We start from the raw sequence: 19,661 nt of genomic DNA on the forward strand, positions 1-19,661 counted from the left end.
CCGTGTCGTACCCGTCCCTCGACCCCGGCGACTTCCTGGCCAACCTCTTCGGCGCGCTGGCCGGCATGCCCTGGCCCCAGGTCAAGGAAGGCGAACTGCGCGACGTCCGGGACGCGTACGAGGTACTCGCCAAGGAGATCCCGCAACTCCACGAGCTGATCGCGACGGTGGCGATCAAGGCCCGCCAGGAGTTCGAGGGCGAGGCCGCCCGGTCGTTCAGCGACGCGATGAACGCCTACATCGGCATCGGGGGCGGCAAGGACGGCACGGACCAGGTCAAGGAGGCCGCGGACACCGCCCAGGCGCTCGCCGACTGCGCGGGCGACGTGGCCAACTCGGTCGAGTACACCAAGTGGATGGCGATCGCCCAGCTCATCCAGCTGGTCTTCGAGATCACCATGGCGACCCTGTGGGCGCCCTTCACCTTCGGCGAGAGCTTCGCCGGCCTGTCGCTGGCGTACTTCTTCACCCGGCAGGCGCTGTGGATGCTGCTGAAGTTCCTGATCAAGTCGATCCTGATGCACACCTTCACGGGCATCGTGACCGGCATGCTGATGGACTCGATCATCCAGGGCATCCAGATGTCCCACGGCGACCGCAAGAAGTTCGACCTCGACGGCTCCTTCAAGCAGAGCGTGCTGAACGGCGTCATCGGCGGCGCGCTGGCCGGGCCGATCAACCTGCTCGGCATGGGCCTGGGCAAGCTGATCGGCAACCTGATCGGGAAGAACGCGGGCAAGGTCCTCTCCAAGGAACTGACCAACGTCATGAAGGGCGGCGACAAGGAGGCGCTCAAGCACCTCCTGGACACCGTCACCAAGGAGGTCGGCGGCTCGGCGCTGGACAACCTGGAGAAGGCCGGCGCCAAGTCCATCGGCAAGGCCGGGGGTTCGGCCCTGGAGAGCGCCGGGAAGGGCGGCGGCGGAGCGGTCCGCAAACTGCTCACCGACGAGGAGGCCAAGGCCTTCTCGGAGTCGCTCGGGCGGCAGATGCAGCGCGTCGAGCCGTGGCTGAAGCAGGGCTTCGGCAAGGCCGGCGCCGGCAGCGTCGCCGAGCGCTTCACCGAGAACCTCGCGGGCTCCTTCGAGAAGCACCTCGGCACCCAGCTGGGCAAGGACGCCGCCAGGAAGCTCGGCCAGGAGTACGCCGAGGCCTTCGTCGCCGGCTGGACCAAGCACGGCGCCGGCAACGAGTCGCTCGGGACCGTGCTGCGCTCCGTCCTGGAACACGGCGGCTCCGAGCTCGGCGAACACGGGATCTCCGCCCTCGCCGAGCACCTGCCCAAGCTCGCCGCCGCCATGGGCGAGGGCAACAAGCTCTACCGCCTGGGCTTCGCCATCGGCTCCCAGCTGATGGAGGGCGTGCAGGGCAACCTCTCCGAGGGCTTCTACAACCTCATCTTCGACGACAGCCACAAGTTCACCACCAGCGCGGCCACCTTCGGCGCCGGCATGGGCATGGGCCTGCTCGGCAAGGGCCTGCACGCCGCCTTCCACAAGCTCGGCGTCGGCGACAAGTGGGTCTCGTACGTCCAGAACGTCCAGTTCAAGGAGATCGAGGCCGGCAAGGGCGCCTACTTCCCGCCCCTGCACCCGATGACCGTCCTCTCGCTGTTCAGCAACCTCGCCGGCCACCCGGCGCCGTTCCCGGTGCCCCGACTCGGGCCGCACCACGAGGAGGTGACGGCCGGTCACGTCCTCGGCTACTCGCGCGGGACGGGCGAGGCGCCGGACGTCGAGTACGCGGCGCTGTTCGCCAAGGCCTTCGGCCGGGCGGACCTGGAGACCCTGTTCGCCGACCCGGCGCCCAAGCCGGTGACGACCACGTCCGGCGCCGGTGCCGGCGGTACGACTTCCGGTACGACCTCAGGCACGACCTCAGGCAAGTCCGACCCCGTCACGGGCTCCGGGAAGACGGACACCTCCGACGGCGGCAAGGTCGGCCGTCCGAGCCCGGTGCAGACCGAGGGCGGCGCCAGGCCCGCCCCGGAGCGCCCCGCGCCCGTCCGGACCGACACCGGCGGCACCACCCTCGTCGACGAGCCGGTGCGGCCCGCCCGCCCGGGCCGGACCGTCGGCGGGGGGCAGCAGACGGACCACGCCGTCGCCACCGGCTCGGCCGGCGGCCCGGACCCCAAGCCGCCGACCCCGCCCCGCACTTCGGGCGGCACCCCGGACCAGCAGCCCGCGCCCCGGCCCGAGCCGGGCCGGCCGGAGCCCGCCCGCCCCGAGCCTGCCCGCCCCGAGGGCTTCGACCCCGACCGGACGGAGGAGTGGCTGGCGCCCTGGTGGATCAAGACGGACTTCCCCGAGGGCGCGCTGCCGCACTGGACGGACACCGACTTCGCCGCCGCCGCCCACCACGTACTCCAGCACCCCGACCGCAGCTACCCCGACCCGGAACGCCCCAGCGGCGCCCTGATCCTGCACGAGGGCACCGTCGACGGCGTCCGGCTGGCGATCGGCGTCGAGGACGGCCGGGTCTGGCAGATCCGCCACCTCGGCGGAGCCGACACCCCCCGCCCCGAGCACGGCACCCCGTCGGCCGGGCACCAGGACACCCCGTCCACCCAGCACCAGGACCCGCCGCCCGTCCGGCACCAGGACGACCACGCCGCCCCGCAGCCGCCGTCCCGACGCCGCGGCCGGGACGAGTACGAGAGCGAGAGCGCGAGCGACCACGGCGACCCCGGCCGGTCCGCCCCGAACACCCCGAACACCCCGGACAGCACGGACATCCCGGAACCGGCCGCCAAGCGCCCTCGGCCCGAACAGCAGCAGACCCCCGACGGCCGCCCGCCCTTCGACCCGGACCGCGACGCCCCGCACCCGCTGCGCCCGCTGGACTCCTTCCTCCACGAGTTCTCCGACGGCGGCTACGGCACGGCCCACCCGGCGGCCCGGCACGCCCTGGAGCAGGCACTGGCCGGCCCGGACGGCCCGAAGAAGTTCGCCCACCCCGAGGAGTTCGTCCGACTCGTCAACCCCAAGGACGGCGAGGGCAGCCTGCTCGGCGACGTCAACTGCGTGGCGGCCGCGATGGCCTTCCACGCCACCTTCCACGGCGACCCGCAGACGGCCCTCACCCTGTCGCAGCGCCACCTCGGCGCCGTCACCGACGCCCAGAACTGGACCGGCCACCCCGCCGAGTACCTCGGCCTCGGCGGCACCGGCCTGAACGAGGTCGCCCGCAGGGTCACCGAGGGCGGCCCCGGTTCGGCCGCGCTGGTCTTCGCCTGGACCGAGGACGGCCGGGGCCACGCCTGGAACCTCGCCAACGTCCCCGGCAAGGGCCTGGTCTGGGTCGACGCCCAGCAGGGCCTGCACTCCCCGGGCGACCGCCCGCTCCCGCAGGACGTCACCCGGGTCTGGGCGATCACCCTCGACCCGGAGAACCGGCCGGTCCGCGGCGAGGGCGGCTTCAACGCGGCCGCACTGCACCCGGACGAGCGGTCGGCCCGGCCGACCCCCGCCGAGGCGTTCACCGGCACGGACGGTCCGGCGCACCCGGCCCCGCACACCCCCGAGTCCGTTGCCGAGCACGTCACCGACCATGTCACCGAGCCCGTTGCCGAGCACAGCACCGAGTCCGGCACCGGGCCCGTCGAAGCCTTCCCGCCGCCCGGCGAGCGGGTCCGGGTGGACGGCGACGGCCTCTGCCTGCTCAACTCCGTCGCCACCAGCCGGCCCGACGCCGTGCCCTCGACGCCCGAGGCGATGAAGCGGGCGGTCGGCGAGCACCTGCTCAAGCAGGGCCCGGAGAAGCTGCCGCCGGAGGTCACCCGCGGCTACCGCAAGATCGTCACCCAGGAGCTCGGCAGGCAGCTCGCCAAGCAGACCCGCCCCGAGCTGCTCAACGGCCTGCTGGACCTCGGCGTCGCCGGCGTCACCACCCACGAGGTCGTCCCCGCGCCGCTGCTGCGCGAGCGCTACGTGACCGCCCTCGCCCACGAACTCGCCGGCCCCGGCGGGGACCCGGCCGCCGCCCGGGCACAGGCCGAACGGAACGTCAGCTGGAAGTTCAAGAGCCCCGAGGAGCAGCGGGCCGCCGAGAAGTACCTGCGCGACCACGGACTCGAACCCGCGACCTCACCGCACGAGCTGCGCCGGCAGTACGTCGACGAGCGGGTCGCCCGGGGCGAGGACCGCGACACCGTCGAGCACCAGGTCGGCTGGAACTTTGCCGACGGCTCCGTCGGCCCCGAGGAGCAGTTCGAGTTCCTGCTGGGCCGCCCCGAGCAGATCGGTCTGCACGACCTCTCCGACGCGGGCCTGGCCGACCTCCAGGTCTGGCACCGGACCATCTCGGACACGCCGCTCTCGCCCGCGGAGTTCGCCGGCCTCCAGGACGCCGTCAAGAACTGGGAGCACTCCTGGTGGCAGGGGTACGGCGAGTCCTTCCCGCCGCTGCTGGCCGACGCCCTCGGCCTGCGCCTGCGCATCCTCGGCCCGGACGGCCTCGGCGGCCACACCGAGTACCTGCGGTACGGCCCCCAGGACGGCCACCAGGTGACGGTGTACTACAACGGCTCCAACCACTACGACGCCAGCCGTCCGCCCGTGGCGGCGCCGCCGGTGACCACCGCGCCCCCGGTCCACCCGGCCGGGCACGACGGCCCGGTACTCCCGCCCGCCCCGCACAGCGTGCCCACCGTCAGCGGCCACGACCGGCCCCGCCCGTCGGCGGAGACGCCGAAGCCGGAGGCCGTGGCGGAGCCGCTGCCCGCGCCCAAGCCCGCGCCCAAGCCCGAGGCCGGGCCCGGGGTCAGGACGGAGTCGGCCCCGGCCCCGAAGCCCGTGTCCGAGCCCGAAGCCGAGGTCAAGCCCGAGGCCAAGGCCAAGCCCGTGTCCGAGCCCGAAGCCGAGGTCAAGCCCGAAGCCGAGGTCAAGCCCGAAGCCGAGGTCAAGCCCGAGGCCAAGGCCAAGCCCGTGTCCGAGCCCGAAGCCGAGGTCAAGCCCGAGGCCAAGGCCAAGCCCGAGGCCGAGGCGAAGACGGAGTCGGCCCCGGCGCCGAAGCCCGTGACCGAACCCAAGCCTGAGCCCGCGCCGAAGCCCGAGCCCAAGCCTGATCCCGAACCCAAGCCCGAACCCAAGCCCGAACCCAAGCCCACACCCCACCGCCCCGAGGTGCCGACCATCGTCGTCACCGAGCCGGCGCACGATCCGCTGCTCCACCCCGCGCCCGACTCTCCGCCGCCGTCCCCGCCGGCCTCCGTCCTCGCCATGTCCGTGTTCTCGACGGAGTCCACCGGCCCCCACCTCCAGGACCCGGCGTTCACGCCGAAGAAGCCGCTCGGCCCGGACGAGCTGCGCCTGCCGCCCGCCCGTGTCACCAACCACCGCAGGCTGTCCGCCTCCGACCTCGTGGTCGGCCTGCACCAGGACGACACGACCGTCTTCCAGCACATCACCAAGCTCTTCGAGGACAGGTTCAAGGACGACCTGCCCGCCGCCCGGACGATGGCGAAGGACTTCTTCGACCCCGCGACCCTGCGCCCCAAGCTGGCCGCGCTCTCCCGCGGCGACGTCTGGGAGGCGAAGTTCGAGACCAACGGCTGGTCCGGGAAGATCTCCGTCCGGGTCGACGTCGAGGACCTGCACCACCAGGAGACCGCCCCCGGCGTCGAGTTCGAGAACGGCTCCGACCGGCACGCCTCGATCGGCCTCCAGGACGACAGCCTGAACCGCTTCAACGCCGGTCTGCAGGCCAAGGCCAAGATCGGCAAGGTCGACGTCACCGGGACCTTCGGCTACCAGCACGACGAGATGCACGGCAACGTGTCGGCCGAGGTCGGCCGCTCCATCGCCCGCGGCAAGACCGTCGAGCCCGGCGCCCTGTTCGCCGGCAAGCTGCGCCTGGCCCTGGACTTCACCGAGCTCAACCACCGTGGCCGGCCCGTCGTCCCCGAGGGCGGGGAGCGGGTCCAGCGGCTCGACATCGGCGCCACCATCGGCATCCCCGTCCGCGACACCCTGGACTCCCACGGAGCGCCGGTGCCGCTGGACCACGAGAAGCTCTTCGCCCCGCCGCAGCGCGTCGTGGACGGCCACCGGCTCGGCGGCTCCGACATCGTCCTCGACGTCTCCACCCACCGGCACGGCCGCCCCGACTCCGACCGGCCGATGCAGGAGGTCTTCGACGGCGTCGAGGACAAGGCGGCGGAGGTGCTCGGCGGCATCTGGCCGAAGCTGCGCGAGAAGATGGCCGCCGAACTCGACCTCACCCGCCTTCAGCAGGACCTCAAGAGCATGATGTCCGGCGAGCCGACCCGGATCGAGGTCGTCGACGACACCGGCCTGGTGACCGGCTCGGTCGAGATCACCGCCTCCGTCCAGGCGATGCGGCAGGTCGGCGGGACCGCGCAGACCGAGTTCAACGTCGGCACCGGCGTCCAGCGCGTCCGCAGCGTCCAGGACACCAGCAGCGACGGCCTCCAACTGCCGCTGCCCGGCGTCGTGTCCGGCAGCGGGGCCGACAAGTCGATCGGCGCCGGCGGCGGTGGCCTCCAGCTCATCCGGGACAAGGTGCAGATCTCCGGCAACAGCCAGGAGGTCCTGCTCACCACCAAGACCAAGGGCCCCGGCGTGGTCTACGAGGGGCGCAGCGAGCTCACCCTCACCTTCGAACGGAAGTCGCCGCTCGGGACGGCCACCGACACCGCGAAGACCGCGGTCGACTTCCGGGCCCTGATCGAGCAGAGCGAGACCCGCCCGGTCAAGCACGAGGACACCGGCGACCCGACCCTCTTCGTCGCCACCGAGGCGCCCGGCCCGGGCAGGCCGAAGACCTTCGAGCCCGGCACCGAGGTCCCCAGCCCGCCCGACGGCCTCTGGCAGCGCCCGGACAGGACCGGCGGCGGCTTCAGCGACACCACCACCGTGCGCGACCTGCCCACCGTGCAGCCGCTGCACCAGGGCGTCGACGAGCTGGGCAAGCAGGTGCTCGGCGGCTCCTGGAAGGACGTCAAGGACGGCGTCCAGCAGCTCTTCAGCCACCCGATGGTCGCCTCCCACCTGACCTCGATGACCCGCGGCGTCCCGCTGGAGGCCCCCGAGCGGCTGGCCGCCACCCTGCTCAAGCACGGCGTCAAGGTCTCCGCCACCGCCCACATCACGGAACTGGACTACAAGCGGCCCAACGCCAAGGCGGAGCTCAACCCGGTCGACGAGACCACCTCCTTCAAGGCCGGCCGCCGGCTGATCTCCGACACCAAGTCCGTCCAGGGCTCGGGCGGCGGGACCGTCGGCCTCGGCGGGAAGAACACCGCCGAGATCAGCGGCGGCTACTCGCGACAGGTCCGCGACCGCGACGGCTGGCGCGACGGCAACTCACAGAAGGTGTACGCCAACGGCAAGTACGCCCGCCCGCAGGAGATCTACGACGCCGGGCTCGCCGTTCGGGTGAAGCTCACCGTCGACGGCAAGGACCACGAGGTCACCGTCCCGATCAGGGCCGAGGTCAGCCTGGACGGCAAGGAGACCGGGAAGTACACCGTCGGCGCCGACGGCCGCGCCCACTTCACCGGCCCCGGCACCGGTACCCCGGTCACCCACAAGGGCCCCGGCGAGCAGCACGACCCGCCGCACCGCATCACCGACCGCGGCGCCATGAGCGCCTCCGACGTGGTGCACAGCCTCGGCCGCGGCGACATCGAGGTGCTCAAGAACATCGAGAACACCCTCAAGCGCGAGTTCGGCTCCGTGCCCGACGACGTGCTGATGAAGGTGAAGAACCGCTTCGACCCGTTCGCGCTGAAGCCGCAGCTGTCCAAGCTCACCCGCGGCGCCAAGCTCACCGAGCACCTGTCCGTCCACGGTTGGGACACCACCGTCACGGTCAGGGCGGGCCTCGACAAGGACTTCAAGCACACCGACACCGTCGACAAGTTCGAGTTCGAGCTGGGCACCCAGACCCGGGTCACCTCGGGCGTCAGCAAGGACCGGCGCATCCGTGACGCGCTCTCCCTGCCCACCCGCTTCAAGCTCCCGTTCGTCGACCTCGGCCTCAACCTCGCCCGCCGCAACGACTTCGCCCACGGCTCGACGGTGGACACCACCGGTGCCACCGTCAGCAAGGGCAAGACCGTCGAACCGGCCGGCCTGTTCAGCGGCACCGCCAACTTCACCGTCCACATCGAGGCGAAGCGGCTGGGCCAGAAGGTCACCGCACCGGACGTCCACGTGCCGGTGGACACCACCGTCGCCGTTCCGCTGCGTGACGCCCCGCTGCACGGCAGCACCGAGACGGCGCCGCTGAAGAAGCCGCTCGACCCGCCCGCCCGCGTCGAGAAGACCCACCGCCTCGGCTCCTCGGACGTCGTCACCGACGTCTACCCGCTGCGCCCCCGCGACGGCGGCACCGGCGGCGGTACCGGCACCGGCTCGCACCCGGCGGGCGCCGGGGACCACCGGTCCGTCGGTGACAGCGCGGTCGAGCGGATCGGCGGGCGGGGTGCCAAGGCGCTCGGCTCGGACTGGGGCGGGATGCGGGAGAAGCTCCTCGCCGAGCTCGATGTCACCAAGCTCCAGCCGCAGCTCAAGTCGATGATGTCCGGGCACGAGATCGTGGTGAAGCACGGTCGCAGCACGGTGCGGATCACGGCGGGTGTCTCCCGGCTGGAGCACACGGGGGAGACCTCGCAGACCGAGTTCAACACCGGCACCCAGGTCCAGCGGACCTTCGCCAGCTCCGACGGCGTCACCAGCTACGGCGCCGGGCGCGGCAACACCGTCACCGCCTCGCTCCAGGGGACGAGCAACCCGCTGCCCGTGGGCCCCGCGGTCACGGCCGGTGGTTCCGTCACCCATTCCTGGGGCCATGACCAGCTGGATGTCCAGGCGCAGCGCACCACGGCGGGTGCGGCGACCAAGGCCAAGCTGCCCGGCAGTGTCTACACCGGTGAGGCGACGCTCTACTTCCGGATGGAGCGGCGTCCGCTGGTCCCCCTCGGGGACCCGAACCGGCTGGTCGAGCCGGGCGGGAACCACGTGCCCGGGACGGCGTTCGAGCACGTCAAGTCGGCCGCCGGCCAGGCCTGGCGGGAGGTGCGCAAGCTCGGTACCACCGTCCACAGCGTCGACACGGCGAAGATCGGCTTCGAGGCAGCAGTCGAGGCGGGGGAGGGACGCGGAGCCAAGAACGGCAAGCCCACGGCGTTCGAGGCGCCCGAGCACCGCACCGGCCAGGCCCCCGCCCCGGCTCCCACCGAGCCGCCGGTGGAGAAGGTGGTCAAGGCACCGCCCGCCCGGGTCTGGAGCGAGGGCCTGCGCGACATCGACGTGATGCGCTGGCTGGGCGACTCCTCCGGTGTGCAGGACATCCTGCGACTGCGCGGCCGTGAGTTCTTCGGGTCCCGTACCTGGGACCGGATGGAGAGCCTGGCCCGCAACACCACCGACCACGCCCAGCTCTCCAGCCACTTCGGTACGGCGACCCGGGGTGAGGAGATCACCACGCCTTCGCCGGGGCGGCGCCTGCTGGTGTCGGACGGCGGGGTGAAGGTGAACCTCAAGGTCCTGCAGCTGGAGTACGACCGCACCGACGGCAAGGTCGAACTCAGCCCCTCCAACGCCACCTCGACCAGCGCCACCAAGACCAGGCTCGACTGGTCGATGTGGGGTGGGCAGGTCCAGGGCGGCGTCAAGGCCGAACTTGGCCCCGTTGAGGGGACGTTCCAGGGCATCGCCGGCGGATCGCACCGCAGCCGCGACGGCCTGTCGCTCGGCAACACGGGCCAGGTCGTCTCGCACGCGAAGTTCAACACGCCGATGGCGCGCTACGACGGCTTCGCGGAGGTCGAGGTTGTCTTCTTCAAGGGGGACAAGGAGGTGGTGGAGAAGGGTGTCATCCCGATCACCATCGACATCCCCGAGCGGGAGACCGCCGACGCGAAGGTGATGAGCGACCACGTCCTGACGTTCAGCGAGGACAGCCCGAACGGCCTCTCCACGCCGAAGCACCCGGCCCCGAAGCCCGCCGCCGCCACTCCGGACACGGACACGGAGACGAGCACGAAGCCGGAGGCGGCTCCGAAGCCGGAGAAGGCTCCTGAGCCCAAGCCGGAGGCTGCTCCGAAGCCGGAGGCGGCCCCCGCCCCGAAGCCGGAGCCGGCTCCCAAGCCGGAGGCGGCCCCTGAACCGAAGCCGGAGTCCGCCCCGAAGCCCGAGCCGGAGGCTGCCCCGAAGCCCGAGCCCGAGACGGCCGCGAAGCCCGAGCCGGAGGCGCGTCCGAAGCCGGCCTCGGCGGAGGAGGACATCTTCCGTTCCCTCACGAGCACCCCCCGCCCGACCGTCTCCCCCGACGGGGACCCGGGCAGCCTCCCGAAGGCCCCCGACACGTCGAAGTCCGACACGTCGAAGCCCGGCGCGGAGAAGCCGAACCTGCCGCCGCGCGACCCCGAACCGGGCCCGGAGCAGCCGCAGCGGCCGTCCCGCCGCCGGGGCCGCGACGAGTTCGAGGCCTCGCACGCCGACACCGACACCGACCCCTCGAAGCCGTCGGCCCCGGAGCAGCCCGCGAAGCGTCCTCGGCTGGACGGCGACGCGGAGGCCGGCGGTCCGCGCCCGCTGCGTCCGTTGGACTCGTTCCTCAAGGAGTTCTCGGACGGCGGGTACGGCACGCCCGGTCCGGAGGCTCGGCGTGCGCTGGAGCAGGTGGTGAACGGCCCGGACGGGCCGCGGAAGTTCACACCTCCCTCGGAGATCGTCAAGCTGGTGAACCCGGGTGAGGGTGCCGGCGGTCTGCTGTCGGACGTGAACTGCGTGGCGGCCGCGATGGCGTTCCACGCGACCTTCCACGGGGACCCGCAGGTCGCGCCGTCGTTGACGGAACGCCACGCGGGTGCACACGGCGATGTACAGGAGTGGACGGGGCAGCCGGCGGAGTACGTCGGTCTCGGTCGTGCGGGCCTGGACGAGGTGGCGCGCCGGGTGACGGCGGGCGGTCCGGGGTCGGACGCGATCGTGCTGGCGTGGACGGCCGACGGCAAGGGCCACGCGTGGAACCTGGCGAACGTACCGGGTGAGGGCCTGGTCTGGGTGGATGCGCAGCAGGGCCTGCACTCGCCGGGTGACAACCCGCTGCCGCAGGACGTCACCCGGGTCTGGGCGATCGTGCTCGACCACGAGAACCGGCCGGTCGCCGGCGAGGGCGGCTTCAACGCGGCCGCGACCCACCCGGACGAGCAGACGGTCCGTCTGGCCGTTCCCGACGCCTTCACCGGCACCGACGGCACCGGCCCCACCGGCACGACGCAGGCCCACGAGTCCACCACCGGCCCTGCGCCGCAGACTCCGGTCCACACCCCCGAGGACGTCGTCGAGCACTTCCCGGCCCCCGGCGAGCGCGTCCAGGTCTCCGGCGACGGCCTCTGCCTGCTCAACTCGGTGGCCACCAGCCGTCCGGACGCCGTGCACCAGGCACTCGCCGAGCACGGCGCCACCGGCCCGACCTCGCGCGGCCCGGCACCCACCACGGCCGAGGCGATGAAGCGCGCCGTCTCCGACCACCTGACCGCCCAGGGGCCGGACAAGCTGCCGATCGAGGTCACCCACAACTACCGCAAGGCCGCCACCCGGGACCTCGCCGACCGCCTGGGCCGGCAGGAACGCCCCCAGCTGCTCAACGGCCTGCTGGACCTGGGCGTCGCCGGGGTCGCCACCCACGAGGTGGTCCCCAGCACGCTGCTGCGCGACCGCTACGTCACCGCGCTCACCCGCGAGTTGACGTCCACCGGCGCCGACCACGCGTCGGCCCGGGAGCAGGCCGAACGGACCGTCCCGTGGAAGTTCAAGAGCCCGGCCGAGCAGGCCAGGGCCGAGGACTGGCTGCGCGGGCTCGGGAAGGAGCCCGCGAGCGACCCGCACGAGCTGCGCCGCCAGTACGTCGACGAGCGGGTGGCCCAGGGCGAGGACCGGCGTACGGTCGAGGAGGAGGTCGGCTGGAACCTCGCCGACGGCGCCACCGGCCCGCAGCGGCAGTTCGAGTACCTGCTCGGCACACCCGAGCAGATCGAGCTGCACGACCTGCCCGACGCCCAGCTCGTCGATCTCCAGGTCTGGCACCGCACCGCCTCCGACCTTCCGCTCTCCCCGGAGGAGTTCGCCGGTCTCCAGCACGCGGTGGAGAACTGGGAGCACTCCTGGTGGCAGGGGTTCGGCGACACCTTCCCGCCGCTGCTCGCCGACGCCCTCGGCATCCGGCTGCGCATCCTCGGCCCCGGCGAGGACGGCAGCCACGCCGAGTACGCCCGCTACGGCCGCCCGGACGGCCACCAGGTGACGGTGTACTACAACGGCACCAACCACTACGACGCCAGCCGTCCGCCCGTGCCGGAGCCCAAGGCCGAGCCCAAGGTCGAGCCCAAGGCCGAGGTCAAGCCCGAGCCCGGGCCTGAGATCAAGCCCGAAGTGAAGACGGAGTCGGCCCCTGCGCCGAAGCCCGTGACCGAGCCCGTGATCGAGCCCGCGCCGAAGCCTGAGCCCGCGCTGAAGCCCGAACCCGAGGCCAAGCCCGAGCCCAAGCCCGCACCCCACCGCCCCGAGGCGCCGACCATCGTCGTCACCGCGCCGGAGCACGACCCGCTGCTCCACCCCGCGCCCGACTCTCCGCCGCCGTCCCCGCCGGCCTCGGTGTTCGCCATGTCCGTGTTCTCGACGGAGTCCGGCGACGGCCACGGGTCGCACGACCCCGCGTTCACGCCCAAGACGCCGCTCGGCCCGGACGAGCTGCGCCTGCCGCCCACCCGCATCACCAACCACCGCAGGCTCTCCGCCTCCGACCTCGTGGTCGGCCTGCACCACGGTGACACCGCCGTCCACGAGCAGATCGTCAAACTCTTCGAGTCCGCCTTCCCGAACGACCTGCCCGCCGGCCGTACGCTCGCCAGGGACTTCTTCGACCCGAACGCGCTGCGTCCCCGGCTGACCGCCCTGTCCCGGGGCGATGTCTGGGAGGCGCCGTTCGACACGAACGGCTGGTCCGGCAAGATCTCCGTCCGGGTGGACGTGGACGGTCTGGTGCACCAGGACACCGCACCGAGCGTCGAGTTCGAGAACGGCTCCGACCGACACGCCTCCGTCGGTCTCCAGTCCGACAGCCTGAACCGCTTCAACGCCTCCGCGCAGGCCAAGTTCAAGGCCGGCAAGACCGAGTTCACCGAGACCTTCGGCTACCAGCACGACTCGTTGAAGGGCGGCACCTCGGTCGAGGTCGGCCGGTCCATCGCCCGTGGGAAGACCGTCGAGCCGGGCGCCCTGTTCGCCGGGAAGCTCCACCTCGCCGTCGACTTCACCGAACTCACCCACCGTGGCGAGCCGGTGGCCGTCAAGCCGGAGGACCGGGTGAAGCGGCTGGACATCGGTGCCACGGTCGGCATCCCCGTCCGCGACACCCTGGACTCCCACGGCGCCGTGACGCCGCTGCCCAAGGACAAGCTCTTCGCCCCGCCCCAGCGCGTGGTCGAGGGCGGGCGGCTGGGCGGCTCCGACATCGTGCTCGACGTCTCCACCCACCGGCACGGCCGGCCGGACGCCGACCACCCGATGCAGGAGATCCTCGACGGCGTCGAGGACAAGGCGGCGGAGGTGCTCGGCGGCGTGTGGCCGACCCTGCGGGAGAAGCTGACCGCCGAACTCGACCTCACCCGGCTCCAGCAGGACCTCAAGGGCATGATGTCCGGCGAGCCGACCCGGATCGAGGTGGCCGACAAGTCCGGCCTGGTGACCGGCTCGGTGGAGGTCACCGCCTCCGTCAAGGCGATGCGGCAGGTCGGCGGGACCGCGCAGACCGAGTTCAACGTCGGCACCGGCGTCCAGCGCGTGCGCACCGAGCAGCACAGCGGCAGCGACGGCGTCCAACTCCCGCTGCCCGGCGTGGTCTCGGGCTCGGCCGTCGACAAGTCGACCGGCTCCGGTGGCGGTGGCCTCCAGCTCATCCGGGACACGGTGCAGATCTCCGGCAGCAGCCAGGAGGTCCTGCTCACCACCAAGACCAAGGGCCCCGGCGTGGTCTTCGACGGGCGGGCCGAGCTCACCCTGAAGTTCGAGAAGGACTCGCCGCTGGGCAAGTCCGTCGACACCGCGAAGACCGCGGTCGACTTCCGGGCCCTGATCGAGCAGGCCGAGGCCCGCAGCGTCCAGGACACCGGCGCGGGCGACCCGACCCTCTACGTCGCGACCGAGTCCGTACCCCCGCGCCAGCCCAGGACCTTCGAGCCCGGCAGCACGGTGCCCAGCCCGCCCGACAGCGTCTGGCGCAAGCCCGACGGCACCGGCGGCGGCTTCGGCGACACCACCACCGTGCGCGACCTGCCCACCGTGCAGCCGCTGCACCAGGGGATCGAGCAACTGGGCACGGAGGTGCTCGGCGGCTCCTGGAAGGACGTCAAGCGCGACGTCCAGCAGCTCTTCAGCCACCCGATGGTCGCGTCCCACCTGACCTCGATGACCCGCGGCACCCGGCTGGAGCTGCCCGAGCAGACCACCAACGCCCTGCTCAAGCACGGCGTCAAGGTCTCCGCCACCGCCCACATCACCGAGCTGGAGTACAAGCGGCCCAACGCCAAGGCGGAGCTCAACCCGGTCGACGAGACCACCTCCTTCAAGGCCGGCCGCCGGCTGATCTCCGACACCAAGTCCGTCCAGGGCGCGGGCGGCGGGACCGTCCCGCTGCCCGACAAGACGGGCATGGACGTCAGCGGCGGCTACGCGCGCCAGGTCCGCGACCGCGACGGCTGGCGGGACGGCAACTCGCAGAAGGTGTACGCCAACGGCAAGTACGCCCGCCCGCAGGAGATCTACGACGCCGGGATCGGCGTCGAGATCAAGCTCACCGTGGACGGCAAGGACCACACCGTCACCGTCCCGATCCGGGCCGAGGTCAGCCTGGACGGCAAGGAGACCGGCAAGTACACCGTCGGCGCCGACGGCCGCGCGCTGTTCACCGGCCCCGGCACGGGCACCCCGGTCGCCCACAAGGGCCCCGGCGAGCAGCACGACCCGCCGCACCGCATCACCGACCGCGGCGCCATGAGCGCCTCCGACGTGGTGCACAGCCTCGGCAACGGCGACACCGCGGTCCTGGACGGCATCGAGAAGACGTTGCACAAGGAGTTCGGCAGCGTCCCCGACGACGTGCTGAGCAAGATCAAGAGCAGCTTCGACCCGTTCGCGCTGAAGCCGCAGCTGTCCAAGCTCACCCGCGGCGCCAAGCTCACCGAGCACCTGTCCGTCCACGGCTGGGACACCACCGTCACGGTCAAGGCCGGTCTGCGGAAGGACTTCGCGCACACCGACACCGTCGACAAGTTCGAGTTCGAACTGGGCAGCCAGACCCGGGTGTCGACCGGCACCAGCAAGGACCGGCGGGTCCGCGACGTCTTCTCGGCCCCCTTCCGCTTCAAGCTCCCGCACGTCGACCTCGGACTCAACCTCTCCCGCCGCAACGACTTCGCGCACGGCTCGACCGTGGACACCACCGGTGCCACCGTCAGCAAGGGCAAGACCGTCGAACCGGCCGGCCTGTTCAGCGGCACCGCCGAGTTCACCGTCCACATCGAGGCGAAGCGGCTCGGCCAGAAGGTCACCGCCCCCGACCTCACCGTCCCCGTCCACACCACCGTCGCCGTGCCTTTGCGTGACGCCCCGCTGCACGGCAGCACCGAGACGGCGCCGCTGAAGAAGCCGCTCGACCCGCCCGCCCGCGTCGAGAAGACCCACCGCCTCGGCTCCTCCGACGTCGTCACCGACGTCTACCCGCTGCGCCCGCGCGACGGCGGCGGCACCGAGGATCGCCGCTCCGTCGGTGACAGCGCGGTCGAGCGGATCAGCGGGCGGGGTGCCAAGGCGCTCGGTTCGGACTGGGGCGGGATGCGGGAGAAGCTCCTCGCCGAGCTCGATGTCACCAAGTTGCAGCCGCAGTTGAAGTCGATGATGTCCGGGCACGAGATCGTGGTGAAGCACGGTCGCAGCACGGTGCGGATCACGGCGGGTGTCTCCCGGCTGGAGCACACGGGGGAGACCTCGCAGACCGAGTTCAACACCGGCACCCAGGTGCAGAAGTCCATGGCCAGCTCGGACGGTGTCACCAGCTACGGCGCGGGCCGGGGCAACAGCGTCACCGTCTCCGTCCAGGGGACGAGCAATCCGCTTCCGGTGGGCCCGGCGGTGACCGCCGGTGGTTCCGTGACTCACTCCTGGGGCCATGACCAGCTGGATGTCCAGGCGCAGCGCACCACGGCGGGTGCGGCGACCAAGGCCAAGCTGCCCGGCAGTGTCTACACGGGTGAGGCGACGCTCTTCTTCCGGATGGAGCGGCGTCCGCTGGTCTCCCTCGGGGATCCGAACCGGCTGGTCGAGCCGGGCGGGAACCACGTGCCCGGGACGGCCTTCGAGCACGTCAAGTCGGCCGCCGGGCAGGCCTGGCGGGAGGTGCGCAAGCTCGGCACGACCGTCCACAGCGTCGACACGGCGAAGATCGGCTTCGAGACGGCGATCGAGGCGGGCGAGGGCCGACCCTCCACCGGGCCGAGTCCCAAGCCCTTCGAGGCGCCCGAGCACCGCACCGCACCGGCTCCCCATTCCGCGCCTACCGAGCCGCCGGTGGAGAAGGTGGTCAAGGCGCCGCCGGCCCGGGTGTGGAGCGAGGGTCTGCGTGACATCGACGTGATGCGCTGGCTCGGCGATTCGTCCGGTGTGCAGGACATCCTGCGGCTGCGTGGCCGTGAGTTCTTCGGGTCGCGTACGTGGGACCGGATGGAGAGTCTGGCCCGTAACACCACCGATCACGCGCAGTTGTCCAGCCACTTCGGTACGGCGACCCGGGGTGAGGAGATCACCACGCCTTCGCCGGGGCGGCGGTTGCTGGTGTCGGACGGCGGGGTGAAGGTGAACCTGAAGGTCCTGCAGCTGGAGTACGACCGTACGGACGGCAAGGTCGAACTCAGCCCCTCCAATGCCACCTCGACCAGCGCCACCAAGACCAGGCTCGACTGGTCGATGTGGGGTGGGCAGGTCCAGGGCGGGGTAAAGACCGAACTGGGTCCCGTCGAGGGGACGTTCCAGGGGATCGTCGGCGGATCGCACCGCAGTCGTGAGGGTCTGTCGGTCGGCAATGCGGGGCAGGTGGTCTCGCACGCGAAGTTCAACACGCCGATGGCGCGTTACGACGGGTTCGCGGAGGTCGAGGTCGTCTTCTTCAAGGGTGACAAGGAGGTGGTGGAGAAGGGTGTCATCCCGATCACCATCGACATCCCCGAGCGGGAGACCGCTGACGCGAAGGTGATGAGCGACCACGTCCTGACGTTCAGCGAGGACAGCCCGAACGGTCTCTCCACGCCGAAGCACCCGGCCCCGAAGCCCGCCGCCGCCACTCCGGACACGGACACGAGCACGAAGCCGGAGGCGGCTCCTGAGCCCAAGCCGGAGAAGACCCCCGCCTCGAAGCCGGAGCCCGCGCCGGAGCCGAAGCCCGTGCCCGAGCCGAAGCCGGACGCCACCGGCAAGCCGGCCGAGGAGGTGTCCGACTCCCTCCACGCCGAGCCGAAGCCGGACGCCACCGGCAAGCCGGCCGAGGAGGTGTCCGACTCCCTCCACGCCGAGCCGAACTCCGAGCCGAACTCCGAGCCGAACTCCGAGCCGAACTCCGAGCCGAACTCCGAGCCGAGTCCCGCACCCGATCCGGCCCCCGCCGGCCCGAAGCTGTCCGACTTCATGCCCGAGTCCTCCTGGTGGCGGCTGTTCACCGATGCCAACGTCCACGGGGAGGCGCTGACCGAATCGGGCGGTGACGCCGCGAGCCACCTGGACCGGACCAAGTACCCGGGCTTCCGCCAGGGCATGACGGAGCTCTTCCGCGAGGTGCTGGACGGCCGGTCCGGTACCCGTGACTGGTCGCGGATCGACAAGCGCTCCTACGAGCAGCTGCACGACCTCGCGACCCGTCACCTGGTCGAGGGCTCCGGCAAGAACGTCGCCACCATCTGGTCCGGCACCAAGGACGGAACGTTCACCACCATGCGCGGCACCGGCCGCACCACCCTGGCCTCCGACCTCGCCGACGAGCGCTTCGGCGGCCACAAGCTGGTGGCCGACTTCACGAGCGGCGTCCCCGCGTACGAGGAGAAGGTGCCGCTGGTGCTGTTCACCCGGGGGAAGGCCCGCGAAGGCATGATCTCGATCAACTACCCGCACGGCACCGCGCCCGACCACGTCCAGTCCGTACTGGACCACTACTACGCCGAGGTCGCGGCGGCCGGCGACGACCACGGCAAGCTGGTCGCGATCGGCCGGGTGACCCGTGCGCTGCAGATGGTCCAGCCGTTCTCCGACGCCAACAGCCGGGTGAACGTCAGCGTCCTGATGCAGAAGTTCCTGATCGAGCAGGGCTTCAAGCCCGCCGTGCTGACCAACTCCTTCGAGCTGTTCCTCGGCGGCTACACCGCCCACGAGATCGCCGACCACCTGGTCGAGGGCATGGCGAGGTTCGACCGGCTCGTCGCCGGAGCGGACGGGGACCTCTTCAACACCCCCGCCGGCCCGGGCGACCAGGTGATCGCCCAGTTCGCGGACGCCCTCGGCCTGACGTCGGGCGACCTGCCCGGGGACGCCGCCGTGCTGCACCACAAGGTGCTCGACGTGGTCCGGCTGGACCGCTCCATCCACGGCTCCGGCGCCCCCACCCTGGACGCGCCCGGCGTGCGGCAGCTCCACGCGGTCCGGCAGCTGGCCGACCTCGCGAACGGGATGTTCCCCGGACTGCCGACGGTCACGGCGGTCACGAACTACGCCGACCACCTGTACGGCGGCGTCGACCTCGTGACGACCGAGCACCTGAAGTCGGTGGCCGACGCCGTCGGGGACGTCCTCAAGGAGGGGCTGCCGCTCACCGAGGAGAACCTCGCGTCCAAGCTCCGCCCGGTCGAGTCGTCCCTCCTCAGCGACGCGCAGCTGCGGGACTTCTACGGGATCGACTCCGACAAGTCGGCTCCCGCGCGCACCCCGGCCGACGGCGACGGGAACACGGTGCCCTGGGACTCGGTGCGCTACGAGGCTCCCGGGGACGGGCGTGACCCGCAGCGGTTCGACGTTCGTGAGTTGTCCGATGGCGGGCCGCTGACGTCGGACGACTTGCTGCAGAAGCTGGCGCCGAAGTTGTCGGAGCTTGACCCGAGGTCGCTGCGGGTGGTGCTTCGGGCGGAGCACGGCTCGCTCGGGGACGATCCGGTCTGGGTCGCCCAGCAGACGGCGGACATGCTGATGGCGCCGGTCGACCTGCTGCTGGCCGATCGGGACGGGACGGTACGGCTGGAGAGCTTCGACGACTACGGGCGGCACACCGGCACCAAGCAGCTGGAGACGGACCGCCAGAACACCGGGACGCAGCCAGCGGCGAAGCCCTCGGCGACGGACGAGCCCGCCGACGCCCGGCCGGAGCCGCAGCCCGCGCCGGAACCTGAGCCTGAGCCGCAGCCGCAGCCGCAGCCGGAACCTGAGCGTGAGCCGGAGCCGGGACCTGAGCCCGCGCCGCAGCCGCAGCCCGCGCCGGAACCTGAGCCGCAGCCGCAGCCGCAGCCCGAGCCCGAGCCGCAACCCCCGCTCGTCGACGCCCGACCCGGGGGCGGGCTGGCCGACCTGATCTTCCAGGAGCTGACGAAATGAGAACGG

Annotated in this window: 1 protein-coding gene; it reads left to right on the top strand. The window is 72.0% G+C overall.

The window, feature by feature from the left end; genetic code table 11:
• Positions 1-2: 2 nt before the first annotated feature.
• On the top strand, positions 3-19,655 hold the full coding sequence (locus tag ACGF13_RS08975) for a toxin glutamine deamidase domain-containing protein (protein ID WP_392870718.1): 19,653 nt from the start codon (positions 3-5) through the stop codon (positions 19,653-19,655).
• Positions 19,656-19,661: the final 6 nt, after the last annotated feature.

It is taken from the genome of Kitasatospora sp. NPDC048286 (genome assembly GCF_043201735.1).
Taxonomy (GTDB): domain Bacteria; phylum Actinomycetota; class Actinomycetes; order Streptomycetales; family Streptomycetaceae; genus Kitasatospora.